We start from the raw sequence: 22,971 nt of genomic DNA, 5'->3' as shown, positions 1-22,971 counted from the left end.
GCGGCATGGCACGCAAGCTGATTCTCGGCGCCGCCGTCGCCGCGTTCCTGATCGTCCCTGTCGCCGTCAAATTCGGCGGCGGGAAGCCCAAACACGAAGCCGAGCTGGCGAACGTGGCCAGGCAGGAGATCCGTCCATCGATCCTCGCGACCGGCAACCTCGTGTTCCGGCAGGAGGTGCAGCTGTCGGCCGAAGTGATCGGCAAGGTGGCGGCGGTGCTGGTGAAGGAAGGCGACCGCGTCGAGCGCGCCCAGCCGCTGTTGCGGCTCGACCCGACCGTGTACGTGGCAGAAGTGAAGCAGCAGGAAGCGAGCCGGCGCAACGCCGCGATCGCGATCGAGCGCGCCCAGATCAACCTCGACACCCAGCAGCGCAACCTGGAACGCACCCAGCGCCTGTACCAGGACAAGTTCATCGACATCTCCAGGTACGACGACGCAGTGCACCAGGTCGACCTGGCCAAAGTGGAGCTGCGCGCCAGCCGCGAGACGCTGGAGCAGGCCTCCGCCCAGCTGGCGCAGGCCAAGGAGCATCTGGCCAAGACCGAAGTGCGCGCGCCGATCGACGGCACGGTGACGGCGGTGCCGATCAAGATCGGCGAGACCGCGGTCGCCAGCGCAACCGGCATCGCCGGCTCCTCACTGATGACCATCGCCGACGTAGGATCGATCATGGCCGAGGTGAACGTGGACGAAGCCGACATCGCGCGCGTGGCGAAAGGCCAGCAGGCCAAGGTCTTCCCCGCCGCCTTTCCCAACCAGCCGGTGACCGGCACGGTGGAAAGCGTGGCGATGGCGCCGAAGGGGCCGACGCTGGGCGCCGCGGCCTCGCAAGGCAAGAGCTATGTGGTCAAGTTGCACCTGGACGATGCGAAACTTGCGCTGCGCTCGGGCATGACCTGCCGCGTCGAGATCGTGGTCGGCAGCAGCGCCGCGCGTCCTGCCGTGCCGCTGCAAGCCGTGCTGTCCGAGGAATCCGGCGGCGCCAAGGAACGCAGCAAGAACGTCAGCTACGTGTTCACGGTCGTCGACGGCAAGGCGAAAAAACAGCTGGTGGAACTGGGCCTGTCGGACGACGCCAACCAGGAGATCATCAAAGGTCTCGCGGTCGGCGACACGATCGCCGTTGGCCCCGCGCGCGTGCTGCGCGAACTGCACGATGGCGACCTGGTGGTGGCGAAGAAGGCGGAACTCAAGGTCGCCGGAGCCGGCAAGTGATCCGGCTGCAGGGAATCGTCAAGGAATACCAGATGGGCGACCAGACCGTGCACGCGCTGCGCGGCATCGACCTGGAGATCCAGCGCAACGAGATGGTGGCCTTCATCGGCGCTTCCGGCTCCGGCAAGTCGACCATGATGAACATCATCGGCTGCCTGGACCGGCCGAGCAGCGGCGAATACTGGCTCAACGGGCGCGCGGTAGCCGCCATGAACGGCGACGAACTGGCGCGCGTGCGCAACCAGGAGATCGGCTTCATCTTCCAGAGCTTCCACCTGCTGCCGCGCGCGAGCGCGCTGGACAACGTGGCGCAGCCGCTGATCTACCGCGGCATTCCGCTGCGCGAGCGGCTGGCGCTGGCCGCGCGGGCGCTGGAGCGCGTGGGACTAGGCGAGCGCAAACACCACCGTCCGAACGAGCTGTCCGGCGGCCAGCGGCAGCGCGTGGCGATCGCCCGTGCGCTGGTCGGCAATCCCTCGATCCTGCTGGCTGACGAACCGACCGGCAATCTCGACTCGTCCACCAGCGAGGAGATCATGGGACTGATTCGCGAACTGCACGCCGGCGGCCAGACCGTGGTCATCGTGACGCACGAACCCGAGATCGCCGGCCAGTGCGAACGCGTGGTGCGCCTGCGCGACGGCCAGGTGATGTCGGACGCCTCCACCTCGGGAGCGGCGGCATGACCCTGTTCCTCGAAAGCCTGCGCTCGGCGCTGGCGTCGATCCGCGCGCACCGGCTGCGCAGCTTCCTCACCTCGCTGGGCATCGTGATCGGCGTGGCGTCCGTGATCACGGTGGTGTCGCTGATCCAGGGCCTGTCGAAGAGCGTCAGCGACCAGTTCTCCGGTCTGGGCGGCAATGGCCTCACGGTGAAGGCGCACAATGAATTCAAGGACGTCATGCGCGGCAAGGTCAATTACCTGCGCTTCGACGACGTCGAGCACCTGCGCGTGCACATGGATGAAGTGAGCGAACTGTCGCCGGTGTTCTCGCCGGGGTTTTCGGAAGTGCGCTACACCGGCCTGTCGGCCACCGCGCAGGTGGTCGCCACCTCGGCCAGCTACCAGGAGGTCAACCAGCGCTACGCCCGGCTGGGGCGCTTCATCAGCGATTCCGACGACGCCGGCGCACGGCGCGTGGCCGTCATCGGCGAGAAGCTGATCGACGACCTGCACCTGCCGGACAACCCGGTCGGATCCTTCGTCCTGTACGCGAACGAATGGTTCAAGATCGTCGGCGTGATGGAAAAGCGCGGCGAGGTGTTCGGCATGTCGCAGGACACCTACATGATCATCCCGTACAAGACCGGCCAGAGCATCATCGGCAACAATACGCGGCCGCAGATGCAGATCACGCTCGCGGTGCGCGACCTGACGCGCCTGGACGAAACGCGCCAGCACCTGCGCACGGTGATGCGCAACGCGCACCGGCTCAAGCCCGAGGAGAAGGACGACTTCGAAATCGACTCGGCCGACCAGATCGCGAAGACCTTCGACAAGATCAGCACCACGGTCACGCTGGTCATGAGCGGCATCGTCGGCATTGCGCTGCTGGTGGGCGGGATCGGCATCATGAACATCATGCTGGTGTCGGTGAAGGAGCGCACCCGCGAGATCGGCATCTGCAAGGCGATCGGCGCGCGCAGCCGCGACATCCTGATGCAGTTCCTGATCGAGGCGGTGACCCTGTCGCTGCTGGGCGGCGTGCTGGGACTGGCGATCGGCTATGTGCTGGGCGTGGTCATTGCCGGCATGATCCCGGACTTCCCGCCGGCGGTGGTGCCTTGGTGGGCGGTGGCATTAGCGATGCTGTTTTCGGGCTCGGTCGGCGTGGTGTTCGGCGTGGTGCCGGCCAGCCAGGCGGCGCGGCTGGATCCGATCGAGGCGCTGCGGTATGAATAGCCTTCGTGTTGAGTTTTGATTTTTTTGGAGATAAAAATGCGCAGTGTCGCTTTTTTCCTGGTGGCCGCTGCGTCAGTCGCGATTGGCGGCTGCGGAGGCGGCGGTTCTTCCCCTGACCAGCCCATCCCCACCCTGACCAGCGCCACCATCGGCGGCGCCATCGACGGCGTGGTTGGAACCGTCCTCCTGCAGAACGCCGGCGAAACGCTCGCCCTCACCTCAAGCGGGAGCTTCCAGTTTTCAAAGCCGGTAACAGAGGGCGCAAACTACAATGTGACTCTGCGCGGCGCTCCAGCCGGCCTGGTATGCAAAGTGTCGAACGCATCAGGGTCGGTCGCGCACGGGACGGCCAGTATCAGCGTCCCGGTCACGTGTACGGGCAACGGAGCGATCGCCCTCTATCCATTTGTGGTTGGCGTGACGGTCTCCGGTTTGCTGCCGGGGGGCTCGGTCACCTTCTCGAACAATGGCGCGGACACGTTGACGGTGAAGGAAAACGGGCTCTTCGTCTTCGCTACCGATTATTTCGTCCAGTCGGTTTATGGCGGGCAGGTCGCGGGCTACAAGGTCACGGTCCAGAACAACCCGGCCGGACAAAGCTGCGCGCTCACGAATTCATCGGGGCGTGCGACGTCCAGCACCAACTTCATCAATATCGCGGTCAACTGCAAATAGCGACGCCCAAGACGATCAGTCCTTCAACTCCCGGTGCGGCACCTGCTTGACGTAGTAGCCCGACACGTGCCAGTTGCCGTCCCGGTCCAGCATCGGCGTGACGGTCTCGATGGCCATCTGGTCGTCCGGCAGTTTGCTGAAGCGCGTGTTGTACTGGATGACGACGTAATCGCCTTCCGGCGCGCCGGGCAGGTTGCGGGTTGGGACCGCGGTCACCATTCGGCGCGATTCCAGCCTGCCAAGCGGCGCGCGCACGGTCTTCATGGCGCCATCCCACTGCTGCAGCGTGACCATCAGCCTTGAGGCGCCGGCCATCTCGTTGTACGAGCCGGTGACGTCGCCCTTGTCGACGGCGGCGAGGAAGCGTTCGGCGGCGGCAGCGGCCGGGCCGACGTTGGCTTCCTGGGCGCTGTTGTCCTGGGCATGGGCGAAAGTGGCTGCGAGAGCCAGGGCGGCGAGCCAGATGCGGTGATTCATGCAGGTCTCCTTTCGGTTTGCCGGTATCACTCTACCACCTACCCCAAAACCGTCGTTCCCGGCCTGCGCCGGGACGACGGGGATTTTTTAAACGTAGTGCTTGAACACCTGCCGCAAATACGCGAGGAAGGTCTCATCCGTACACTGCGACTTGCCCGGCGTGTCCGACAGCTTGGCCACGGCCTGGCCATTGCAGCGCACCAGCTTCATCACGATGTTCAGCGGCGGGATCCCGGTGTCGTTGGTCAGCTTGGTGCCGATGCCGAAGCCGGTCATCACGCGGTCGGCAAAGTGGCGGTACAGCGACAAGGCGAGCGGTATCGACAGGCTGTCCGAGAACACCAGCCGCTTGGTGCGCGAATCTATGCGCAATCTTGCATAATGCGCGAGCGCTTTCTCGCCCCACGCCACCGGGTCGCCCGAATCGTGGCGCAGGCCGTCGAACAGCTTGGCGAAATACAGGTCGAAGTCGTCGAGGAAGGCGTCCATGCCCACCACATCGGTCAGCGCCGTGCCAAGGTCGCCGCGGTATTCCTGCACCCAGTCCTCCAGCGCGGCCTTCTGGAAGTCGCGCAGGCGCACGCCGAATGACTGGAAAGCCTGCATGTACTCGTGCGCCATGGTCCCGATCGGCACGAGGTTGTATTTGCGCGCCAGGTGCACATTCGACGTGCCCTTGAAATAGCGCGGCGCCTCGCGCGCCAGCGTGCGCACCACCTCGTCGTGCCACTCGCCCGAGAAGCGGCGCCGCACGCCGAAGTCGAAGAACTCAAAGGGATTGGCGCGGTGCGGTTCGCGGTCGAAGGCATGCAGCTCGTCGATCTTGGCCTTCAGGCGGACGCGCGCCTCGGCCAGCGCCTTGTCCTGGTCGAAGCGGCGGAAGTACAGCTCGTTGACGATGTAGAGCACGTAGATCTCGAATCCCATCACGTGCACCACCGGTCCGACGGCGCTGATGCGCAGGTGCGGGCCATCGGTTTCGACCTTGATGAACTTGCGCTGGAAGCGGAAGACGGTGAGGAAGTCGGCGAAGTCGCTCTTGATGAAGCGCAGGCCGCGCAGGTAGGCCACTTCCTCGTCGGTGAACATCAGCGAGCAGAGGTGATCGAGCTCGCGCTCGACGTCCTCCTTCAGCTCGGCCAGCGGGAATTCGGGCTCATTGCGGCACTTGAATTCGTATTCGCCGTGCGCGTTGGGATGCCGGTGCAGCAGCGCCTGCCACATCGTGAACTTGTAAAGATCGGTTTCGAGCAGGCTGCGGACGACGTGTTTCATGAGCTCCGGTGGCTTGGGTTACGTCGCTCTCTTCCGGCGGCGCTTGGGCGCGAGCATGGTGCCGGTGCAGCCCTCGGTGCCGCAACGGCATTCGAACAGGCGTTTCAGCGCCGGCGTGTGGCGCTCGTCGTATATCAAGGCGTAATTGTAGTTCAGTTCTTCGCCGGGCTCGATGTCGTAGAGCGCGTGGATGAAAACGCGGCCGTCATCCTCGTAGGCTTCGCAGTTGGGCGAGCAGGCGTGGTTGATGAAGCGCGCGTCGTTGCCGTGGCTGCCGCCATCGATGACGCGGCCGTCGTGCAGGCTGAAATAGAAGGTGTGGTTGATCGGGCCGCCGCGCGCCGCGGCGCGATCGATGGCCTCGGGCCACGAGATGCGCTCGCCCTTGTATTCGATAATGCGCTCGCCCGCATGGATTTCGCGGCGCGCGAACACGCCATTGCCATGAACCTGGGAGACCCGGACCTCGTATGCCGGCGGGGCTTTGCGTGCGCCGGCCCTTTCTGATGTGGACATGAACACCTTGGTGCGATCGACGTAGTTGGAGTGCTACGTATTATCGAGGTTTTCGCCCGCGCCAGCGCGCACGCTTAGCGCTTGCCGCTCAGATGCGGATCTGGCGGCGCGCGCAGCGCATCCCGCCGGCGTCGCGGAACACGATCCACACCTGCGCCTGCTCCAGCTGTTCGGCGAGGTCGAGCGCCTGGCCGTAGCCGAGGCCGAACTGGCGCTGCAGCAGCGAGACCGGTCCGGCGATCACATCGCCGTGCTGGTCGAAGTGCGACTGCACGAGCGCCAAGGCCCGCTCGTACAGTTGCTCGTCGCGGCTGCGGCGGCGCGGCGAGACGCGGGCATCGGCGGCGCCGCTGGCGGCAAGGCCGAACAGCGCAAACGCGCCACGCAGCAGGGAACGGCGGACTTCGGTAACGGTATGCTGGCTCATGTTCATCTCCTCTTGTGTTTGCCTGATGAAGTCATGGTATGCTCGATATACGACAATATGTGACGCATAAAAAAGATGGGCGAAAAAGGTAAACAGGCGAGCGAACAGACGCTGGCGCGGCGCATCGCCCTGCTTGACCGGCTGCCGGTCGGGCATACGCCGGCGGCCGGGCGCACGGTGGGCGAACTGACCGGCTTCCTGAACGCGAGCGGCTTCGATTGCGGGCGCCGCACGGTGGAGCGCGACCTGGAGGCGATCGACGCAGTCGGCTCGGTGTGGCGCACGATCGGCGTCGACCTGCAGCAGGGCCTGGACGAGGACGACGGCCGGGTGCCGCGCTGGAGCCACACGGCCAACAGCAAGGCGCTGCTGTTCCGCACGCTGTCGAACGAGGATGCGCTGCTGCTGTCGCTGGTGGAGCAGGAGCTCAAGTTCTTCATGCCGGCATCTGCGTATGAATCGCTGATGCATTACCTGAAAGTGTCGAACCGGGTGCTATCGCTGCATGCGAACCAGCGCCAGTTCCGCGACCGGGTGCGGGTAATCGCGGACGGGCCGGCGCTGCGCCCGCCCGAGCTGAACATGCCGCACCTGCACGAGATTAACGAGGCGCTGCTGAATGGCGAGCAGCTGGAGCTGGGCTACCGGACGGCGCGCAGCAGCGCGGAGACGGCGTACCGGCTGCATCCGGTGGGACTGGTCAAGCAGGGGCTGTTCTTCTACCTGCTGGCGGTGAAGGAAGAGAACACACACAAGCGCGCCCCGGGGCCGGTGCAGACGTTTCGGATCGACCGGATCCGGCGTGTGGCGCGGCGGCTGCAGGAGCCGGTGGCACGCGGCTTGCCGAGCCTGGAGGCAGCGCTGGGCAATGGGCAGCTGCAGTTCTTCGACAAGGGGCCGGTGGGGCTCAGGCTGCGGTTTGCCGATACCGCCGAGGGTATGGCGCTGTGCGACAGCTATCGGGAGACGCCGATGGCGGCGGACCAGCGCATCGTCAAGCGCACGGACGGGAGCCTGGAGCTACAGGCGACGGTGATGTATTCGCTGCAGCTGGTGAGGATGCTGCAGGCGGAGGCGCACCGGTCGTATGTGGTGGAGCCGACGGCGCTGAAGGAAGAGATTATGGAATTTGTGCGACAAGCGGCGAGCTTGCATCTGCGCCCCACTCCCCCTTAGACCGTCACCACCTGGGGTCAGGTCGTCCAAAGAACCAACATTGCGACACAGGAACTGTTTTGGAGGCCGATTTAAATGGTTGGGTTGGAACTTTGGTTCATTGGACGACCTGACCCCAGTAGGATGGTGGTTCGCGTTTTTAACGATGAGTTCAGCCGTTGTAGGCACGCTGGAGTTCGGCCAGGTCGAGCTTTTTCATCGCCATCATCGCGGCGAAGATGCGGTTGATCCGGCTCTTGTCCGGGTCGGTCATCCACTGCTCCATCACGCGCGGCACGATCTGCCACGACACGCCGTAGCGGTCCTTCAGCCAGCCGCATTGGCGCGCCGCTTCGTCCCCGCCCTCGCCCAGGCGGTTCCAGTAGAAGTCGATCTCCTGCTGCGTGTCGCAGAACACCTGCAGCGACAGGGCCTCGGTGAATTGGAACAGCGGCGGCCCGTTCAGCGCCGTGAACGATTGCCCATCCAGCTCGAACACCGCCGTGAGCACCGTGCCGGGCGCCTGGCCGTGGACCTCCTGCCCATACTCCGGATAGTGCGAGATGCTGACGATGCGCGAGTTGGGGAAGATGCCGGTGTAGTAGCGCGCGGCTTCTTCCGCCTGGCCGGCGAACCACAGGCACGGGGCAATGCGCGGTGAAATCGTGGACATCTGTTCCTCCTTCAGCAATCTTCTTCGCGATATTCGACACCGCTCGTTCCTGCAGCCTCCTGCTTGCGCAGCTCGACGCGCCGGATCTTGCCGGAGATGGTCTTGGGCAGTTCGCGGAACTCGATGCGGCGGATGCGCTTGTACGGCGCCAGCCGCTCACGCGCGAAGGCGAAGATGGCGCGCGCCACTTCGGGGCCCGGCTCGACGCCGGCGCGCAGGGTGATGAAGGCCTTGGGCACGGACAGGCGCACCGGGTCGGGGCTCGGCACGATCGCCGCTTCCAGCACGTCGTCATGCTCGACCAGCACGCTTTCGAGCTCGAAGGGGCTGATGCGATAGTCGGACGACTTGAACACGTCGTCATTGCGGCCGACGTAGAAGTAGTAGCCGTCTTCGTCGATGGTGGCGGTGTCGCCGGTGTGGTAGTAGCCGGCGCGCAGGACCTCGGCCATCTTGGCGTCGTCGCCCTCATAGCCAAGCATCAGGCCGAGCGGGCGCGGGTCGAGCGCGACGCAGATCTCGCCTTCCTGCGCCGGCTGGTCGTCGATGTCGAGCAGCGCGATCTTGAATCCGGGCAGAGGACGGCCCATCGAGCCGGGCTTGACGCGCTGGCCGGGCGGGTTGCCGACCTGGGCGCTGGTCTCGGACTGGCCGAAGCCGTCGCGGATGCGGATGCCCCATGCGCGCTCGACCTGGTCGATCACTTCGGGATTCAGCGGCTCGCCGGCGCCGACCAGTTCGCGCAGCGGCGGCTTCCATTGCGTGAGGTCCTCCTGGATCATCAGGCGCCACACGGTCGGCGGCGCGCACAGCGAGGTCACGCCGCAGCGCTGGATCACGTCGAGCACCGATTTGGCGTTGAAGCGCTCGTAGTTGTAGACGAAGATGGTGGCGCCGGCATTCCAGGGCGCGAAGAAGCAGCTCCACGCATGCTTGGCCCAGCCGGGTGAGCTGATGTTCCAGTGGACGTCGCCGCGCTGCAGGCCGATCCAGTACATGGTCGACAGGTGGCCGACCGGGTAGCTCTGGTGGCTGTGCAGGACGAGCTTGGGCTTGGCGGTGGTGCCGGAGGTGAAGTACAGCAGCAGCGGGTCGTCGGCGCGGGTGTCGCCCTCGGGCTTGAACACGGTGGTGACGTAGCGGCTGTCGTCGAAGTCGCGCCAGCCTTCCGGCCTGCCGCCGACGGCGATGCGGGTGAAGCTGCCTTGCAGGCCCTCGAACTTGGCCGCCTCGGACGCTTGCGCGATCACGTGGCGGATCACGCCGCGGTCGATGCGGTCCTGCAGGTCGGCAGTGGACACCAGCATCGTGGTCGGCACCAGCACGGCGCCGAGCTTGATCCCGGCCAGCATGATCTCCCATAGCTCGACGCGGTTGGGCAGCATCAGCAGGACCCGGTCGCCGCGCCGCACGCCGCAGTCGTGCAGGTATTCGGCCACCTGGTGCGAGCGCGAGGACATGTCGGCGAACGAGATCTTTTGTTCGCTGCCGTCTTCTTCCACCACCCATAGCGCGGTGTTGTGGTTGTCCTTCGCTTCGGTGTCGAAGAAGTCGAGCGCCCAGTTGAAGGTGTCGAGCCGGGGCGCCTGGTAGTCGCGCCAGGCGGTGTCGTAGTCGGTGCGGTGGCGCTGCAGGAAATCGCGCGCCTGCTGGAAGCGCTGGTATGGCGTCATGTCGGTGTCTCCTCCGCGTTCTATGCAGGCTGGGGAGACGGATGCGCCCCGGCCTTGTACGCTATCGTACATTGCGTGGCGCATCATGGCGAGCGAGGCTTACACCCGGCTTACTGGGGCCGCCGCAGCTCGACCGACAGCTCGCCGCCGGGCTGCATCATGTCGCGCACCCGGCAATCGCCGCACATGCGTATGCGGTCGAGGTGGCCTTCGAAGGCGGGATGGCTCGACAGCTTGCCGAGCATGTTCTCGATCATCTGCAGGGTGCCGAAGGGCTGGCCGCAGCGGATGCAGTTGAAGGGCTGGGTTTCGGCCATGAGCACCGGCTGCCTGCGGGTCTCCGCGAAGGACAGGCGCGGCACCAGGGTGATGGCGTCTTCCGGGCAGGTGTCGGCGCACAGGCCGCACTGGACGCAGTTCTGCTCGACGAAGCGCAGCTGCGGCAGGTTCTGGCCATCCATCAGCGCGGACGCCGGACAGGCGCCGACGCAGGCCATGCACAGGCTGCACTTCTGGCGGTTGACGTCGATGGCGCCGAACGGACTCCCTGCCGGCAGCGGCACCGACTCGGGCTGCACCGGCGCGTTGCGGTACAAGTGGTCGAGCGCGTAGTCGAGGGTGTTGCGCTTGTCGGCGGCGACGTTGAACAGGGCTGGCTGTTCGCAGGTCGCGCCACGCGGCGCATGACGCAGGGCGGTGGCCAGTTCGGATGGCGTGGCGGCGCGCGCCAGCTGGAAGTGCGGGCCCTGGTAGCCCAGGGCGTCCATCACGGTCTGCGCGATCGCCATCTGCTGGTCGAGCGCGGCGGCGTATTGGGGAGCTTCGGCGCCGGTCAGCAGCACCGTCACGCCGGAAGCGCCATAGGCCAGCGCGGCCAGCCAGAGATCAATGCCAGTGGATGCGGCGTGGTGCAGCGCAAGCGGGATCGCGCGGGCCGGCAGTTGCAGCCCTTCCGCGCCGGCCTGCTCCAGGAGCGCTGCGCCGTGGTCCTGACTGTGCAGGAGCAGCAAGGCTTGTTCGCCGCCCGCTTCGCGGTAGGCGCGCAGTGCGGACTTGATGCGTGAGCCGTTGTACGGCGCGCTGGGGTAGGCGTAGCTGATCGCGCCGGTCGGGCACACGGTGGTGCAGGCGCCGCAGCCGGCGCACAGGTAAGGATTGACCTTGATGCGCTCACCCGCGCCCGCAATCGCCTTGGCCGAACAGATGTCGATGCAGGCGTTGCAGCCGGTGCGCTCGTTGCGGCTGTGGGCGCACAGCTTTTCCTTGTAGCTGAAGTATTTTGGCTTCTCGAAGTCGCCGGTCATCTCCAGCAGTTCGGCCACGGCGGCGTCGCGCGCGGCTTCGTCCTGGCCTGGCGCGTAGTAGCCGTGCGGGTGCTGGTGGGTGGCGATCAGCGGGCTGGCCGAGAGGTCGAGCACGAGGTCGAAGCTGGACTGCTGCGCGGCCTGTCCGGTGGCCTGCCAGCGCGCTTCGAAGGCCCCCAGCCAACCGGCGACGGCGACGGCGCGCGGGGCATGGATGGCGTACGCGCGCGCGGGAAGCAGGTCCGGTTCGGCGTCGGTCAGCAGCAGCGTGACCGGCAGGGCCTGGGCCAGCCGGTCGGCGCGCGCCAGCGCATGGGCCGTGTTACCGACCACGAGCACCCTGCCCTTCGAGTGATACTGCACCGTGGCCGCGTCGTCCGGTTCGGGCAGCGCCTGCATCGCGGCCAGGGCGGCGCCGCGGGCGAGCGCGTTGCGCTGCTCCTGCAGCGGATCGGGTGCGGCCGGTTCGATGAAGCGTATGTTCATGCGTCGTCTTGTCGTGGTGGTGGTTCGGGCTGGCCGCCGTTCGCGACCGGTTTCTCGTCGAGCATGTGCGCGAACACGCTCCTGGCGTGGTTCAGCGATGCCATCATCGCGGCCGGGATCGGGTCGGGCTTGTTGTAGTCGTCGATGTAGACGTCCAGGCCGTCCATGATGTTGAAGTGCGGGTCGGAGAACAGCTTCTTCATCGCGAGCCGCTGCACGGTCTTGTCCACGCCCTGGCTGACGAAGGCGGAGAAGTCGGAATCCGGACCGAGCGCGGCGACATCCTCGATCGTGGGCTGCTGGCGCGGCGCAGCGGCCGGCGGCACCGGCGCGACCGGCGGATGCGTTTGCATTTCCGCCGGCGGGGCCGGCTCGGGGTTGTCGCCGGCGTACTGCATCGATGCGCCAGCCGGCGCCTCGGGTGCGTGCGCATCGCCGCCCTGCGACTTGAGCCGCGACCAGCGGCGCAGGAAGCTTTCGTTGGACATGGCCGCCTATCCGTGTTCGCGGCCGCGGCGCGGGCGCGGCTGGTAGTGCTCGCGCAGGTAGGCCGACAGCCAGCCGTGGATTTCGGCGGGCATCAGCACGCCGTCGGCGGTTTCGCCGGAATCGAACATGCGCGTGCCCTCCAGGTAGCTGACCGAGCAGCGCACCGGCATCGCACGGCCGCCTTCCATGCGCCACAACACGAACACCTTGGATTCGGGCGCCATGGCGTTCTCGTAGTAGCCTTCGTTTTCGTCGGTGTACAGCTCCAGGTTGAGGCCGGAGACGAGGTAGTAGTCGCGCTCCGCGCTCTCGCTGAGCACATGCAGCGGCGGCAGGTTGCCGCGGTTCGGGACCACGCCCACGGCCGCCCAGGCGTCGTTGGCCCAGCGGTGCTTGATGGCGCGGCGCTGCATCATCACGGCGATTGGCATGCTTGCCATTTTCACGGTGGTCTCTCCAGGTTGTCTCGTTTTCAGGGTTTCTTCTTCACGTCTTCGCTGGGTGGCGCGGTGCCCAGCTTTTCGCTCTTGATCGGCATCGGCGGCGGGGCGGCAGCCGGTTTGGACGGCGGCTGCGCTGCCGCTGGCGGCGTGACGCCCGGCTTGGGCGCGGTGGCGCCGGCCGGCGGCTGGGGCGGCGTGGCCACCGCCACGGCCGGATTGGTGTGCCAGCCCTGCGCCGAGGCGCGCGAACGCCAGCGCGAGGTGATGGTATCCATGGTGGCCAGCAGCGCCTGCTTGTCCTTGGCGGCCTGGGCGTCGGCGGCGGCCTTCTTGGCGGCGGCGGCTTGCGCGGCGGCCGGCGATGGCGGCGGCAAGGTGGCGCCGGCCAGTCCGCTCGCTGTCAGCAGGGCCAGCGTGGCAATTGGTTTCAGGTAATGGCGCAATCTCATGGCGTGCTCCTCACTTGCCCGGCGCGGCCGAATGCGCGGGATCGCGGTTGACCGCCGGGGCGCTCGCGGCCGCGCCAGGCGGCGGTGCGGCCGGCGTGCCCATGTCGCCCGGCGGCAGGTTGGCGCCGGGGCGTCCGGCCGAGGACGGCTGCGAGGTACCGCTGGACGGTCCCTGCCCCGATTCCTGCACCTGGCCGCCCATCGCCGTGCCGCCGGCGTTCCCGCCGGCGCCGCCGGCGTGGCCAGGCGTGCCGCCCGCGTAGGTGCCGTCGGTCACGGGCTTGGCATTCTTGGTGAGAATCTGGCCACTGGTGCCGCCGCCGGCCGTCACCATGCCGGGAAACTTGGTCTGGCGCACGCCGGTGGCCGCATCGGTCGCTTCGCGGTGGCAGCCGGCGCCGGCCAGCAGCAGCCCGCAGGCGAGCACATACATGATTGATGTTTTCATGGCCGCCCTCATGTCGCCGGCCCCGGCCGTGGACGCGGCGGCACGCGTGGCGGCTCCGGCGGCGGCGCCATCGGCGCTTCGCCGGATTTGACCTGCTCGTACCACAGCTCGTGGTGCTGGCGCGCCCATTCCTCGTCGACCGTGCCGTGGCGCATGCCCTCATAGGTGCCGGGGGTGCCGATCGTGCCGATGTAGATGTGGCCCATGGCCGCCATGATGTAGAACGTGGCGCCGGCCAGGTGCAGGTAGTTGGCGACCTGGATCACATAGCGCGACTGGTTGAAGTTGGTGAAGTCCAGGATCAGTCCGCTGAAGGTCATCACCAGGCCGAGCACCGTCAGGCCGAGCCAGAACCACAGTTTTTCGCCCGCGTTGAAGAAGCCGGCCGGCACATGCTCGTGGGTGGCCAGGCCGCCGCCGCGCCGCAGCCAGGCCCTGTCGACGCGCGTGAACACATTCCGGTGGATGAAGGTGAAGAACATGATCAGCGAGCAGATGATGAAGATCGGCCCGAAGATGTTGTGGATGTATTTGGAAATGAAGGCCAGTCCCGAAAACACGCCGTGGCCCATCCACGGCATCAGGATGACCTTGCCGAAGAAAATGATGAGCCCGGTAAAGGCCAGCAGCAGGAAGCTGATCGCGGTGCTCCAGTGGATCAGGCGTTCGAAGTCGGTGTAGCGCAGGATCCTGCGCCCGCTCTCGCGCGGCCGGGCAAACGGACCGATCACAAAATAAAACAGCGCGATGCCGATGATGGCGAGGATGATCAGGATGCCGCTGGTGGACGAGATCCAGCCATTGCGCCAGGTACGCCACAGGTTGCCGCCACGCTGGATGATGACGTCGCCTTCGCGGGCGCCGTACTGGCCAATGTAGTGGCGGTCGATGTGCGCCTTGCCGGAGGCTGCATTGTCCAGCGCGGGCTCCGGTGCCCGCGAATCCTGCTGGGCCTGCAATATGGTCTGCTCTTCGGCGTAGGCCGGTTCAGCGCGATTGTTCGGCACGCCGGCCCAGGCCGCGGGCAGCAGCAGGGCCAGCATCAATGCCAGCAGCGCGCGCGTGAGATAGTCCATCGGTCTCATCAATGCCTCCTCACGGGTTGGCCCGGTTGTATTCGTTCTGGTTCAGCATGCGGTCCTGCACCGCCGCGAACCAGGCGAGCTTGTCGTTGTGGAACAGCCGCTGGAACTGGCGGTCATCCGCCTTGCCCGCGTACTTGCCGTCGCGCCAGGCCGGATGCTGCTGCACTTCGAGGCAGCCGGACAGCAGGATCGGCAGCAGCAGCACGGCCAATAACTTGAATCGCTTCATGTCGGGAACCTCCCCGCATCGTTCTGCGCATCGCTCTGGTTCTGGTTCTCGCGCGGGCCCTCCCCGGTGGCCTTGATCGTGCCGCCGTTCTTGGGCCGGCCGTAGCTGATCTTCCAGCCCCACAGTTCAGGGCCGTAGCCGCGCGTTTCCACCCGTTGGCGGTAGATGTCGGCGATGACATTGGCGTCGCCCGCGAGCAAGGCCTTGGTGCCGCACATTTCAGCGCATAGCGGCAGCTTGCCTTCCGCGATGCGGTTGCGGCCGTATTTCTTGAACTCGGCCTCGGACGTATCCGGTTCCGGGCCGCCGGCGCAGAAGGTGCACTTGTCCATCTTGCCGCGGTGGTTGAACAGGCCGGTCTCGGGGAACTGCGGCGCGCCGAACGGGCAGGCGTAATAGCAGTAGCCGCAGCCGATGCACTGGTCCTTGCTGTGCAAGACGATGCCGTCCTCGGTGTGGTAGATGCAATTGGTCGGGCACACCGCGAGGCAAGGTGCGTCGGTGCAATGCATGCAGGCCATGGAAATCGAGCGCTCGCCGGGAACGCCGTCGTTGATGGTCACCACGCGGCGGCGGTTGACGCCCCACGGTGTTTCGTTCTCGTTCTTGCATGCGGTCACGCAGCCGTTGCAGTCGATGCAGCGCTCGGTGTCGCAAATGAACTTCATCCTTGCGGCCATGATCCCCTCCTCGTCAGGCGCGCCGCACGCGGCACAGCGACACCTTGGTTTCCTGCATCATCGTCACGGCGTCGTAGCCGTAGGTCCAGCCGGTATTGGTCGCCTCGCCTCGCACATACGGCGCGGCGCCCTCCGGATAGTGTTTCTCGAGGTCGTCGCCCATGAACCAGCCGCCGAAGTGGAAAGGCATCCACACGATGCCGCTCGGCACGCGCTGGGTCACCATGGCCTGCACCTTCAGCTGGGCGCCGGTCGGCGTCTCCACCCACACGTAATCGCCCAGGTGCGCGCCGATCTGGGCCGCGTCGTCGGGATTGATCTCGACGAACATGTGCTGCTGCAGCTCGGCCAGCCAGGGATTGGAGCGCGTTTCCTCGCCGCCGCCCTCGTATTCGACCAGGCGGCCGGAGGTCATGATCAGCGGATAGTCCTTGGAGAAATCGACGTCCTGCACCGATTTGTACAAGGTCGGCAGGCGCCAGAAATTGGCCTTGTCGTCGTAGGTCGGGTACTTGGCCACCAGGTCGCGGCGCGGCGTGACCAGCGGCTCGCGGTGCACCGGCACCGGGTCCGGGAAGTTCCACACATTGGCGCGGGCGCGGGCATTGCCGTAAGGGACGCAGCCGTGGCTGAACACGACGCGGATGATGCCGCCCGACAGGTCGGTCTTCCAGTTCTTGCCCTCGGCCCGGGCCTGCTCCTCGGGGGTGAGCTCCTGCCACCAGCCCAGCTTTTTGAGGAAGACGTGGTCGAATTCCGGGTAGCCGGTGTCGATCTCGCTGTCCTTGGTGGTCGAGCCATCGGCCGCAAGCAGCGAAACGCCGTTGTGCTCCACGCCCCAGTTGGCGCGGAAGGGCATGCCGCCGCCCATCGCCGGCTTGTGCAGGTCATACAGGATCGGCGTGCCCGGGTGTTTCATTTCCGGCGTGCCCCAGCACGGCCAGGGCAAGCCGTAGTAATCGCCCTTGCACGGCCCGTACTCGGCCAGCAAAGTGGTCGGGTTGAAGGTGTGCTTGTTCTCCATGTGCAGCTTGAGCCGTTCCGGCGAGCAGCCGGTATAGCCGATGGTCCAGCAGGAGCGGTTAATTTCGCGCAGGATGTCTTCGATCACCGGCTCGTTGTTGACCACCTTGATGTTCTTGACCAGCTCGTCCGCGAAGCCGAGCTTCTTGGCGAACAGGTACATGATCTCGTGATCGGTCTTGCACTCGAACACGGGCTGGATCACGCGTTCGCGCCATTGCAGGCTGCGGTTGGATGCGGTCACCGAACCTTGCGTCTCGAACTGGGACGCGGCCGGCAGCAGGTAGACGCCGTTCTCGCGCCCATGCATCGCCGCCGTCATGCTCGGATAGGGGTCGATCACGACGAGCATGTCGAGCTTTTGCATGGCCGCCTTCATGTCCGGCAGGCGGGTCTGGCTGTTCGGCGCGTGGCCCCAGTAGAACACGGCCTTCAGGTTGGTCGGCTGGTCGACATATTTGTTTTCCTCGTTGACCGCGTCGAACCAGCGCGACACCGTGATGCCCGGCTTTTCCATCAGCTCCTTGGAGCCGAAGCGCTTGAGGATCCAGTCGTAGTCGACGCCCCAGACGGCGGCGAAGTGCTTCCAGGCTCCTTCGGCCAGGCCGTAGTAGCCGGGCAAGGTGTCGCCATTCGGGCCGATGTCGGTGGCGCCCTGCACATTGTCGTGGCCGCGGTAGATGTTGGCGCCGCCGCCCTGCACGCCGATATTGCCCAGCGCCAGTTGCAGGATGCACAGCGCGCGCACATTGGCGGTGCCGACGTGGTGCTGGGTGATGCCCATGCACCAGACCACGGACGAAGGCCGGTTCTTGGCCAGCATCTCGGCGGCCATGCGTACGCTGGCCTCGGGCACGCCGGTGACGTCCGAGACCTTGTCCGGCGTCCACTTGGCGACTTCCTTGCGCACATCGTCCATGCCCCAGGTGCGGGCCGCGATGAATTCCTTGTCTTCCCAGCCGTTATTGAAGATGTGCCACAGGATGCCCCACACCAGCGGGATGTCGGTGCCGGGACGGACCCGCACGTAATGGTGGGCGAAACGCGCGGTGCGGGTAAAGCGCGGGTCGACCACGATCATCTTGGCGCCCAGTTCCTTGGCGTGCAGGAAGTGCAGCATCGAGATCGGGTGCGCCTCGGCCGGATTGGAGCCGATGAACATCACGGCCTTGCTGTAGTGCAGGTCGTTGAAGGAGTTGGTCATCGCGCCGTAGCCGAAAGTCTGGGCCACGCCCGCGACCGTGGTCGAGTGGCAGATGCGCGCCTGGTGGTCGCAGTTGTTCGAGCCCCACAGCGAGCACCATTTGCGCAGCAGGTAGGACTGCTCGTTATTGTGCTTGGAGCTGCCGATGACCATCAGCGCATCCGGCCCCGACTGCTTGTACAGCTGCAGGAGCTTGTCGCCGATCTCGTTGATGGCCTGGTCCCAGCTGATGCGCTGGTACTTGCCGTTCACCAGTTTCATCGGGTAGCGCAGGCGCTTTTCGCTGAACGCGTGCTCGCGCACCGAGGCGCCCTTGGCGCAGTGCGCGCCCATATTGAAGGGCGAATCGAAGGCCGGCTCCTGGCGCACCCAGACGCCGTTGGTGACCACCGCCTCCACCGAGCAGCCGACCGAGCAGTGGCTGCACACGGTGTGCTTGATGACGGTGTTGGCGCCGGCCGGCGGCGGCGCCGGATCGGCGGCCTGCACCGGCTCGATCATCTGCAGCGGCAAATGGCGCGCCAGCGCGCCGGCGCCGGCCGTGATGCCGGCACCCACCAGGAACTTCCTGCGCTTGAGGCCACCCTCGCGCGTGATCTTCACCAGGGACATGGGGCACTCCTTGCGTACCGCTCACCAGTAGGCGGCGGTGCTGTAATAACGACGAATATGTTCGGTTTCGTGATAGCCGGAGGCAGCCGGGGCCTCGGCTGCCTGCGCCACCGGAGCGGCCTCGGCGGCGGGAGCGCGGGCGGCCACCACCGCCAGGGCGCCTGCCGGCACGGCCTTCAGGAATCTGCGGCGCGCCGGATCGGGCGCCGCGCGCGGTGCATGCTCAGTCATCGATGCTCTCCTCAAATGCAAAGGCCTCCGCCTCGATGGCGAAGAAGGCCTGGGCGAAGCCGGCCACCAGGCGGTAGAAGCTGGCTTGCGGGTCATTGGCGATGTCGGCCAGGCAGCGCGCGCTCCAGGGCGCGATGTGGCGCTCGAAGAACCATTTCTGGATGGCGAGCGGCTGGCGCGGCAGGCCGGGACCGCCGGCGACCAGCAGGCGCATGGTTTCGCACAGCGCGCCCAGGTGGTCTTCGAAATCGCCGGCGCCGGCGGCGCGGGCCAGGTGCAGCTCGGCCAGGTCGGCGCGCAGCACGGACAGCGGAATGTCATTGAGGAAGCCGGACAGGTAGCGCGACTCGTAGGGATTGTGGCGCGGCGTGCCGACGCTGACGAACAGCTCGGCGAACTCTTCCGCCACCGCATCGGCCTCCGTGATGGCGGCGGCAATGGTCAGCTTGTACCAAGCCTGTTCCAGTGGATGGCCACCCTCGCCGCCGCAGATCGGGTCGGCCTCGGCGAGGCTGGCCAACAGCGCCGCGTCGGGCGCGGCCAGCAGCAGGCGCGCCAGCAAGGCGTACAGGTCGGCCCTGGCCTGGTCTTCACCAGACAGCGGCAACGGGGCTGTCGCCGGGCCGGGTGCGGCCTCCATCGATCGCGTGGCGTGCACTTGCACAGGCGACTCTCCTGTTAGCAAAGGTATATAGGCAGTTTATCTACTACTTTGTGCGAGCAGCGCACGAATGGGCGCTAACGCATCCCGGCCGCGCGCATGGCGATATGTAGCAGCAGGGCAACCGCGCCGAGCGCGCAAACACCGCCGGCCCAGAGCGCCGCCATCCAGCCGAGCCGGCCCAGCCACAGCCGTGTTTGAGACCGCATCAGTGGTAGCCCTCCCCGTGCCGCACCTTGCCGCGGAACACCCAGTACGACCACATCGTGTACATCAGGATGAAAGGGATGATGAACAGCGTGCCCACCAGCAGGAAGCCCTGGCTCGACGCCGACGAGGCCGCTTCCCAGATCGTGATGCTGGGCGGCACGATGTGCGGCCAGATGCTGATCGCCATGCCGCTGTAGCCTAGAAAAACCAGGGCCAGCGCCATCACGAAAGGCAGCCGGTGCGGATCGGCGCGCAGCGCGCGCAGCAGCACGACGATGGCGGCCAGCACCAGCAGCGGCACCGGCGCCAGCAGGATGATGTTGGGGAAGCTGAACCAGCGCTCGGCCACTTCCGCATGGCGCAGCGGCGTGTAGATGCTGACGGCGGCGATGGCGGCCAGCAGCAGCCAGGCGAAGGGCCGCGCCACCTCGATCATCCGCTCGCGCAATGGGCCCTCGGTTTTCATGATCAGCCAGGCGCTGCCGAGCAAGGTGTAGGCGATCATGACCCCGAACCCGGCCGCCAGCGGGAATGGCGCCAGCCAGTCCAGCACGTTGCCGGCATAGCTGCGGCCGGAAACCTCGATTCCTTCGAGGAAGGTGCCGAGCGACACGCCCTGGAAGAAAGCCGCCGTCACCGAGCCGCCGATGAAGGCCTTGTCCCAGATATGGCGCTCGTGCTCGCGCGCCTTGAAGCGGAACTCGAAGGCGACGCCGCGGAAGATCAGCCCGACCAGCATGAACACCAGCGGCAGGTACAGCGCCGACAGGATGATCGCGTAGGCGACCGGGAAGGCGGCCAGCAGGCTGGTGCCGCCCATCACCAGCCAGGTCTCGTTGCCGTCCCACACCGGCGCCACCGTATTCATCATCACGTCGCGGTCTTGCTTCGCCTTCACAAAGGGAAACAGCATGCCGATGCCGAGGTCGAAGCCGTCCATGATCACGTACATGAAGACAGCGAAGAAAATGATCACGATCCAGATCGAGGAGGTATCGACGCCCATCTCAGCCCCCTTCCTCTGCCGCGGACAGCGGCCGCATCGGCGTATGCTCCTGCCCCGGACCGCCCTGCGGCGGGCGGCTGGCATCGAAGGTCTGCGGGCCCTTGCGCACCAGCCGCAGCACGTAGGCGAAGCCGACGCCGAACACGAAGAAATAACTCACCACAAAAATGGCCAGGGTCAACGCCACCGGCGCCGCGCCGTGGGCCGAAGCGCCGTCGGCGGTGCGCATCACGCCATACACCAGCCAGGGCTGGCGCCCGACCTCGGTCGTGACCCAGCCCGCCAGCAAGGCCAGCAGGCCCGCCGGGCCCATCGCCACCGCCGCCTGCTGGAAGGCGCGCGAGCGGTACAGCGCGCCGCCCCGCCGCAGCCACAGGCTCCACAGGCCGAGCACGATCATCAACAGGCCCAGCCCGACCATCAGGCGGAAGCTCCAGAAGACGATCAGCGAATTGGGCCGCTGGTCGCGCGGGAATTCCTTCAGTCCCTTGATCTGGCCATTCCACGTGTGGGTGAGGATGACTGCGCCCAGGTGCGGCACCTCGACCGCGAACCTGGTGCGTTCCTCCTGCATGTCCGGGATGCCGAACAGCAGCAGCGGCAAGGCCTGCGTGCCGCGGTTTTCCCAGTGCCCTTCCAGCGCGGCGACCTTGGCCGGCTGGTACGCCAGCGTGTTCAGGCCGTGGGCATCGCCCAGCACGGCCTGGATCGGCGCGACGATGGTCATCATCCACATCGCCATCGACAGCATGGTGCGCACCGCCGGGCTGTCATTGCCCTTGAGCAGATGCCAGGCCCCGGACGCGCCCACGAACAGGGCCGTGGACAGGAAGGCCGCCACCGCCATGTGCATCAGGCGGTAAGGGAAGGACGGGTTGAAGATGACGGCCACCCAATCAACCGGCACCGCCCTGCCGGCCACGACCTCGAAGCCCTGCGGAGTCTGCATCCAGCTGTTGGCGCCGAGGATCCAGGTGGCCGAGATCAAGGTGCCCAGCGCGACCAGGCAGGTGGCGAGGAAATGCAGGCCGGGGCCGACGCGGTTCCACCCGAACAGCATAACGCCGAGGAAACCGGCTTCGAGGAAAAAGGCGGTCAGCACCTCGTAACTGAGCAGCGGCCCGGTGACGCCGCCCGCGAATTCCGAGAAGAAGCTCCAGTTGGTGCCGAACTGGTAGGCCATCACGATGCCCGACACCACGCCCATGCCGAAGTTGACGGCGAAAATCTTGCTCCAGAAATGGTAGAGGTCGACGAAGACCTGGCGGCCGGTGCGCAGCCAGCACAGTTCGAGGACGGCCAGGTAGCTGGCCAGGCCGATGGTGATGGCCGGGAACAGGATGTGGAAAGCCATCGTGAACGCGAACTGGAAGCGCGCCAGGTCCACCGCCGTCAAGTCCACCATGACCTCCGTTTGTCACGACCTGTTCGAAATCTACCATGTGGCCGTGGCGCGCACGCTTGCGCAGGTGCCGCTTTATTACCACACGTTCTTGTCAGGTATTCAAAGGGTCGGCCAGTATTCCGGACTAGCGGTCCCAAGGCGGTCTATAATTCTTGTCGTCGAATAATTTTCTAATGCCCGTATGCCCAAGCCCCTGACATTTTCCGCGGATCCCGCGGCGCTCAACGTCCAGGCACTGAAGAAAAGCTGCGCCGCATGCAGCATGCATCAGCTGTGCCTGCCGATGGGGCTGGAGGACTCGGACATCAACCGGCTTGACCAGATCATCGGCCGGCGCCGTCGCCTCGAGCGCGACGAGCACCTGTACAAGATCAACGAGCCCTTCCGCAACCTGTACGCGGTGCGCTTCGGCCACTTCAAGACCTACCACATCAACGCCGCGGGGGAAGCGCAGATCACGGGCTTCCAGATGGCGGGCGAGCTGCTGGGCATGGACGCGATCAGCGGCGACCACCACTACTGCGACGCGGTGGCGCTGGAAGACAGCGAGGTGTGCGAGATCCCGTTCTCGCGGCTGGAGGAACTGTTCTCCGAAGTGCCGGCCCTGCTGCGCCACTTCCACCGCATCATGAGCCAGGAAATTACGCGCGAGCAGAACGTCATGCTCCTGCTGGGGAATATGCGGGCGGAGCAGCGGTTTGCGGTGTTTTTGGTGAACCTGTCGGCACGCTATGCGGCGCGCGGCTATTCGCCGAATACCTTCCAGCTGCGCATGTCGCGCGAGGATATCGGCAACTACCTGGGGCTGACCATCGAAAGCGTCAGCCGGCTGCTGTCGCGCTTCAAGAAGCAGGGTTGGCTGCAGGTGGACAAGCGCGAAGTCACGCTGCTGGATCCGGCGCGCATCAAGGCGATTGCGGCGGGGACGGAGGAATGCAGTCCGATGCAGTGATCGAGCGCCGACTGTGCTGCTCGTTTAACCACTGTTATCAGAACCGTCGTTCCCGCGCAGGCG

The 22,971-nt window shown here is 66.1% G+C and carries 26 protein-coding genes; 6 read left to right on the top strand and 20 right to left on the bottom strand.

Annotation, left to right across the window (positions count from 1 at the left end; all coding sequences use genetic code 11):
- Nucleotides 1-5 precede the first annotated feature (5 nt).
- From NX778_RS02545 to NX778_RS02530, 4 genes are read left to right on the top strand one after another with little or no spacing between them, the layout of a single operon-like run.
- Nucleotides 6-1,217, top strand: coding sequence for an efflux RND transporter periplasmic adaptor subunit (locus NX778_RS02545; RefSeq protein WP_258810107.1), 1,212 nt, complete (start codon nucleotides 6-8; stop codon nucleotides 1,215-1,217).
- The gene (locus tag NX778_RS02540; RefSeq protein ID WP_258810106.1) at nucleotides 1,214-1,903 is read left to right on the top strand and encodes an ABC transporter ATP-binding protein; all 690 of its coding nucleotides are present in this window, start codon (nucleotides 1,214-1,216) and stop codon (nucleotides 1,901-1,903) included. Before NX778_RS02545 ends, NX778_RS02540 begins: the two co-directional genes overlap by 4 nt.
- The gene (locus NX778_RS02535) at nucleotides 1,900-3,120 is read left to right on the top strand and encodes an ABC transporter permease (protein ID WP_258810105.1); all 1,221 of its coding nucleotides are present in this window, start codon (nucleotides 1,900-1,902) and stop codon (nucleotides 3,118-3,120) included. Before NX778_RS02540 ends, NX778_RS02535 begins: the two co-directional genes overlap by 4 nt.
- A gap of 36 nt (nucleotides 3,121-3,156) precedes the next feature.
- Nucleotides 3,157-3,795, top strand: coding sequence for a hypothetical protein (locus NX778_RS02530; RefSeq protein WP_258810104.1), 639 nt, complete (start codon nucleotides 3,157-3,159; stop codon nucleotides 3,793-3,795).
- A gap of 15 nt (nucleotides 3,796-3,810) precedes the next feature.
- Here NX778_RS02530 and NX778_RS02525 read toward each other — a convergent pair whose 3' ends face one another.
- The 4 genes from NX778_RS02525 to NX778_RS02510 all read right to left on the bottom strand — a co-directional run bounded on the left by NX778_RS02525 (nucleotide 3,811) and on the right by NX778_RS02510 (nucleotide 6,490).
- Complete coding sequence (locus NX778_RS02525; RefSeq protein WP_258810103.1) at nucleotides 3,811-4,272, bottom strand: DUF4019 domain-containing protein; 462 nt, start codon at nucleotides 4,270-4,272, stop codon at nucleotides 3,811-3,813.
- Nucleotides 4,273-4,359: 87 nt separating this feature from the next.
- Nucleotides 4,360-5,547, bottom strand: coding sequence for a nicotinate phosphoribosyltransferase (pncB, locus tag NX778_RS02520; protein WP_258810102.1), 1,188 nt, complete (start codon nucleotides 5,545-5,547; stop codon nucleotides 4,360-4,362).
- Nucleotides 5,548-5,565: 18 nt separating this feature from the next.
- Entirely contained in the window at nucleotides 5,566-6,063 is a 498-nt protein-coding gene (locus tag NX778_RS02515; protein WP_258810101.1) for an SET domain-containing protein, read from the bottom strand.
- A gap of 88 nt (nucleotides 6,064-6,151) precedes the next feature.
- A complete protein-coding gene (locus NX778_RS02510; protein ID WP_258810100.1) occupies nucleotides 6,152-6,490 on the bottom strand; it encodes a hypothetical protein in 339 nt (112 codons plus the stop codon).
- A gap of 75 nt (nucleotides 6,491-6,565) precedes the next feature.
- Between NX778_RS02510 and NX778_RS02505 the strand changes: the two genes are divergently transcribed.
- Nucleotides 6,566-7,666 carry a helix-turn-helix transcriptional regulator gene (locus NX778_RS02505; protein WP_258810099.1) on the top strand — a complete coding sequence of 367 codons (1,101 nt, stop codon included), beginning with the start codon at nucleotides 6,566-6,568 and terminating at the stop codon, nucleotides 7,664-7,666.
- A 151-nt stretch (nucleotides 7,667-7,817) separates the two neighbouring features.
- On the opposite strand, the gene NX778_RS02500 is transcribed toward NX778_RS02505, so the two are convergent.
- From NX778_RS02500 to NX778_RS02425, 16 genes are all read right to left on the bottom strand, one after another.
- Nucleotides 7,818-8,318, bottom strand: a complete 501-nt coding sequence (locus NX778_RS02500) for a VOC family protein (RefSeq protein ID WP_258810098.1) — start codon at nucleotides 8,316-8,318, stop codon at nucleotides 7,818-7,820.
- A gap of 11 nt (nucleotides 8,319-8,329) precedes the next feature.
- Nucleotides 8,330-9,991: an AMP-binding protein gene (locus tag NX778_RS02495; protein ID WP_258810097.1), complete on the bottom strand. Its 1,662-nt coding sequence runs from the start codon at nucleotides 9,989-9,991 to the stop codon at nucleotides 8,330-8,332.
- A gap of 110 nt (nucleotides 9,992-10,101) precedes the next feature.
- Nucleotides 10,102-11,781 (bottom strand): 4Fe-4S binding protein, encoded by a 1,680-nt coding sequence (locus tag NX778_RS02490; protein WP_258810096.1) that lies wholly within the window; start codon nucleotides 11,779-11,781, stop codon nucleotides 10,102-10,104.
- The gene (locus NX778_RS02485; protein WP_258810095.1) at nucleotides 11,778-12,269 is read right to left on the bottom strand and encodes a DUF3306 domain-containing protein; all 492 of its coding nucleotides are present in this window, start codon (nucleotides 12,267-12,269) and stop codon (nucleotides 11,778-11,780) included. Before NX778_RS02485 ends, NX778_RS02490 begins: the two co-directional genes overlap by 4 nt.
- Before the next feature lie 6 nt (nucleotides 12,270-12,275).
- Nucleotides 12,276-12,710, bottom strand: a complete 435-nt coding sequence (locus NX778_RS02480) for a DUF3305 domain-containing protein (protein ID WP_258810094.1) — start codon at nucleotides 12,708-12,710, stop codon at nucleotides 12,276-12,278.
- Nucleotides 12,711-12,742: 32 nt separating this feature from the next.
- Nucleotides 12,743-13,162 (bottom strand): hypothetical protein, encoded by a 420-nt coding sequence (locus tag NX778_RS02475; RefSeq protein WP_258810093.1) that lies wholly within the window; start codon nucleotides 13,160-13,162, stop codon nucleotides 12,743-12,745.
- Nucleotides 13,163-13,172: 10 nt separating this feature from the next.
- A complete protein-coding gene (locus NX778_RS02470; protein ID WP_258810092.1) occupies nucleotides 13,173-13,610 on the bottom strand; it encodes a hypothetical protein in 438 nt (145 codons plus the stop codon).
- Between the two features lie 8 nt (nucleotides 13,611-13,618).
- On the bottom strand, nucleotides 13,619-14,695 hold the full coding sequence (locus tag NX778_RS02465; RefSeq protein WP_258810091.1) for a formate dehydrogenase subunit gamma: 1,077 nt from the start codon (nucleotides 14,693-14,695) through the stop codon (nucleotides 13,619-13,621).
- 10 nt (nucleotides 14,696-14,705) lie between these two features.
- Nucleotides 14,706-14,924 (bottom strand): hypothetical protein, encoded by a 219-nt coding sequence (locus tag NX778_RS02460; RefSeq protein ID WP_258810090.1) that lies wholly within the window; start codon nucleotides 14,922-14,924, stop codon nucleotides 14,706-14,708.
- The gene (gene fdh3B / locus NX778_RS02455; RefSeq protein ID WP_258810089.1) at nucleotides 14,921-15,604 is read right to left on the bottom strand and encodes a formate dehydrogenase FDH3 subunit beta; all 684 of its coding nucleotides are present in this window, start codon (nucleotides 15,602-15,604) and stop codon (nucleotides 14,921-14,923) included. The genes NX778_RS02460 and fdh3B overlap by 4 nt, the downstream gene beginning before the upstream one ends.
- A 13-nt stretch (nucleotides 15,605-15,617) precedes the next feature.
- Entirely contained in the window at nucleotides 15,618-18,443 is a 2,826-nt protein-coding gene (locus NX778_RS02450; RefSeq protein WP_258810088.1) for a formate dehydrogenase subunit alpha, read from the bottom strand.
- Between the two features lie 21 nt (nucleotides 18,444-18,464).
- Complete coding sequence (locus tag NX778_RS02445; RefSeq protein ID WP_258810087.1) at nucleotides 18,465-18,674, bottom strand: formate dehydrogenase; 210 nt, start codon at nucleotides 18,672-18,674, stop codon at nucleotides 18,465-18,467.
- The gene (locus NX778_RS02440; protein WP_258810086.1) at nucleotides 18,667-19,338 is read right to left on the bottom strand and encodes a TorD/DmsD family molecular chaperone; all 672 of its coding nucleotides are present in this window, start codon (nucleotides 19,336-19,338) and stop codon (nucleotides 18,667-18,669) included. The genes NX778_RS02445 and NX778_RS02440 overlap by 8 nt, the downstream gene beginning before the upstream one ends.
- Nucleotides 19,339-19,412: 74 nt before the next feature.
- Nucleotides 19,413-19,544 (bottom strand): DUF2474 domain-containing protein, encoded by a 132-nt coding sequence (locus NX778_RS02435; protein WP_258810085.1) that lies wholly within the window; start codon nucleotides 19,542-19,544, stop codon nucleotides 19,413-19,415.
- Nucleotides 19,544-20,551 (bottom strand): cytochrome d ubiquinol oxidase subunit II, encoded by a 1,008-nt coding sequence (gene cydB / locus NX778_RS02430; RefSeq protein WP_258810084.1) that lies wholly within the window; start codon nucleotides 20,549-20,551, stop codon nucleotides 19,544-19,546. Before cydB ends, NX778_RS02435 begins: the two co-directional genes overlap by 1 nt.
- Nucleotide 20,552: 1 nt before the next feature.
- On the bottom strand, nucleotides 20,553-21,956 hold the full coding sequence (locus tag NX778_RS02425; protein ID WP_258810083.1) for a cytochrome ubiquinol oxidase subunit I: 1,404 nt from the start codon (nucleotides 21,954-21,956) through the stop codon (nucleotides 20,553-20,555).
- A gap of 181 nt (nucleotides 21,957-22,137) precedes the next feature.
- On the opposite strand from NX778_RS02425, the gene fnr reads away from it, so the two are divergent.
- Complete coding sequence (gene fnr, locus NX778_RS02420) at nucleotides 22,138-22,908, top strand: fumarate/nitrate reduction transcriptional regulator Fnr (protein ID WP_258810082.1); 771 nt, start codon at nucleotides 22,138-22,140, stop codon at nucleotides 22,906-22,908.
- Nucleotides 22,909-22,971: the final 63 nt, after the last annotated feature.

This window comes from Massilia terrae (genome assembly GCF_024753145.1).
Taxonomy (GTDB): domain Bacteria; phylum Pseudomonadota; class Gammaproteobacteria; order Burkholderiales; family Burkholderiaceae_D; genus Telluria; species Telluria terrae.
This window is presented reverse-complemented; position numbering and strand designations above follow the sequence as displayed.

Coding starts and splice junctions, on each gene's coding strand:
- NX778_RS02535 (WP_258810105.1), top strand. CDS start 1,900: ATGACCCTGTTCCTCGAAAGCCTGCGCTCGGCGCTGGCGTCGATCCGC.
- NX778_RS02445 (WP_258810087.1), bottom strand. CDS start 18,674: ATGACTGAGCATGCACCGCGCGCGGCGCCCGATCCGGCGCGCCGCAGA.
- NX778_RS02510 (WP_258810100.1), bottom strand. CDS start 6,490: ATGAGCCAGCATACCGTTACCGAAGTCCGCCGTTCCCTGCTGCGTGGC.
- NX778_RS02485 (WP_258810095.1), bottom strand. CDS start 12,269: ATGTCCAACGAAAGCTTCCTGCGCCGCTGGTCGCGGCTCAAGTCGCAG.
- fdh3B (WP_258810089.1), bottom strand. CDS start 15,604: ATGGCCGCAAGGATGAAGTTCATTTGCGACACCGAGCGCTGCATCGAC.
- NX778_RS02475 (WP_258810093.1), bottom strand. CDS start 13,162: ATGAGATTGCGCCATTACCTGAAACCAATTGCCACGCTGGCCCTGCTG.
- NX778_RS02490 (WP_258810096.1), bottom strand. CDS start 11,781: ATGAACATACGCTTCATCGAACCGGCCGCACCCGATCCGCTGCAGGAG.
- NX778_RS02495 (WP_258810097.1), bottom strand. CDS start 9,991: ATGACGCCATACCAGCGCTTCCAGCAGGCGCGCGATTTCCTGCAGCGC.
- NX778_RS02545 (WP_258810107.1), top strand. CDS start 6: ATGGCACGCAAGCTGATTCTCGGCGCCGCCGTCGCCGCGTTCCTGATC.
- NX778_RS02500 (WP_258810098.1), bottom strand. CDS start 8,318: ATGTCCACGATTTCACCGCGCATTGCCCCGTGCCTGTGGTTCGCCGGC.
- NX778_RS02530 (WP_258810104.1), top strand. CDS start 3,157: ATGCGCAGTGTCGCTTTTTTCCTGGTGGCCGCTGCGTCAGTCGCGATT.
- NX778_RS02515 (WP_258810101.1), bottom strand. CDS start 6,063: ATGTCCACATCAGAAAGGGCCGGCGCACGCAAAGCCCCGCCGGCATAC.
- NX778_RS02450 (WP_258810088.1), bottom strand. CDS start 18,443: ATGTCCCTGGTGAAGATCACGCGCGAGGGTGGCCTCAAGCGCAGGAAG.
- NX778_RS02425 (WP_258810083.1), bottom strand. CDS start 21,956: ATGGTGGACTTGACGGCGGTGGACCTGGCGCGCTTCCAGTTCGCGTTC.
- NX778_RS02525 (WP_258810103.1), bottom strand. CDS start 4,272: ATGAATCACCGCATCTGGCTCGCCGCCCTGGCTCTCGCAGCCACTTTC.
- NX778_RS02480 (WP_258810094.1), bottom strand. CDS start 12,710: ATGGCAAGCATGCCAATCGCCGTGATGATGCAGCGCCGCGCCATCAAG.
- NX778_RS02505 (WP_258810099.1), top strand. CDS start 6,566: ATGGGCGAAAAAGGTAAACAGGCGAGCGAACAGACGCTGGCGCGGCGC.
- cydB (WP_258810084.1), bottom strand. CDS start 20,551: ATGGGCGTCGATACCTCCTCGATCTGGATCGTGATCATTTTCTTCGCT.
- fnr (WP_258810082.1), top strand. CDS start 22,138: ATGCCCAAGCCCCTGACATTTTCCGCGGATCCCGCGGCGCTCAACGTC.
- NX778_RS02470 (WP_258810092.1), bottom strand. CDS start 13,610: ATGAAAACATCAATCATGTATGTGCTCGCCTGCGGGCTGCTGCTGGCC.
- pncB (WP_258810102.1), bottom strand. CDS start 5,547: ATGAAACACGTCGTCCGCAGCCTGCTCGAAACCGATCTTTACAAGTTC.
- NX778_RS02465 (WP_258810091.1), bottom strand. CDS start 14,695: ATGAGACCGATGGACTATCTCACGCGCGCGCTGCTGGCATTGATGCTG.
- NX778_RS02435 (WP_258810085.1), bottom strand. CDS start 19,544: ATGCGGTCTCAAACACGGCTGTGGCTGGGCCGGCTCGGCTGGATGGCG.
- NX778_RS02460 (WP_258810090.1), bottom strand. CDS start 14,924: ATGAAGCGATTCAAGTTATTGGCCGTGCTGCTGCTGCCGATCCTGCTG.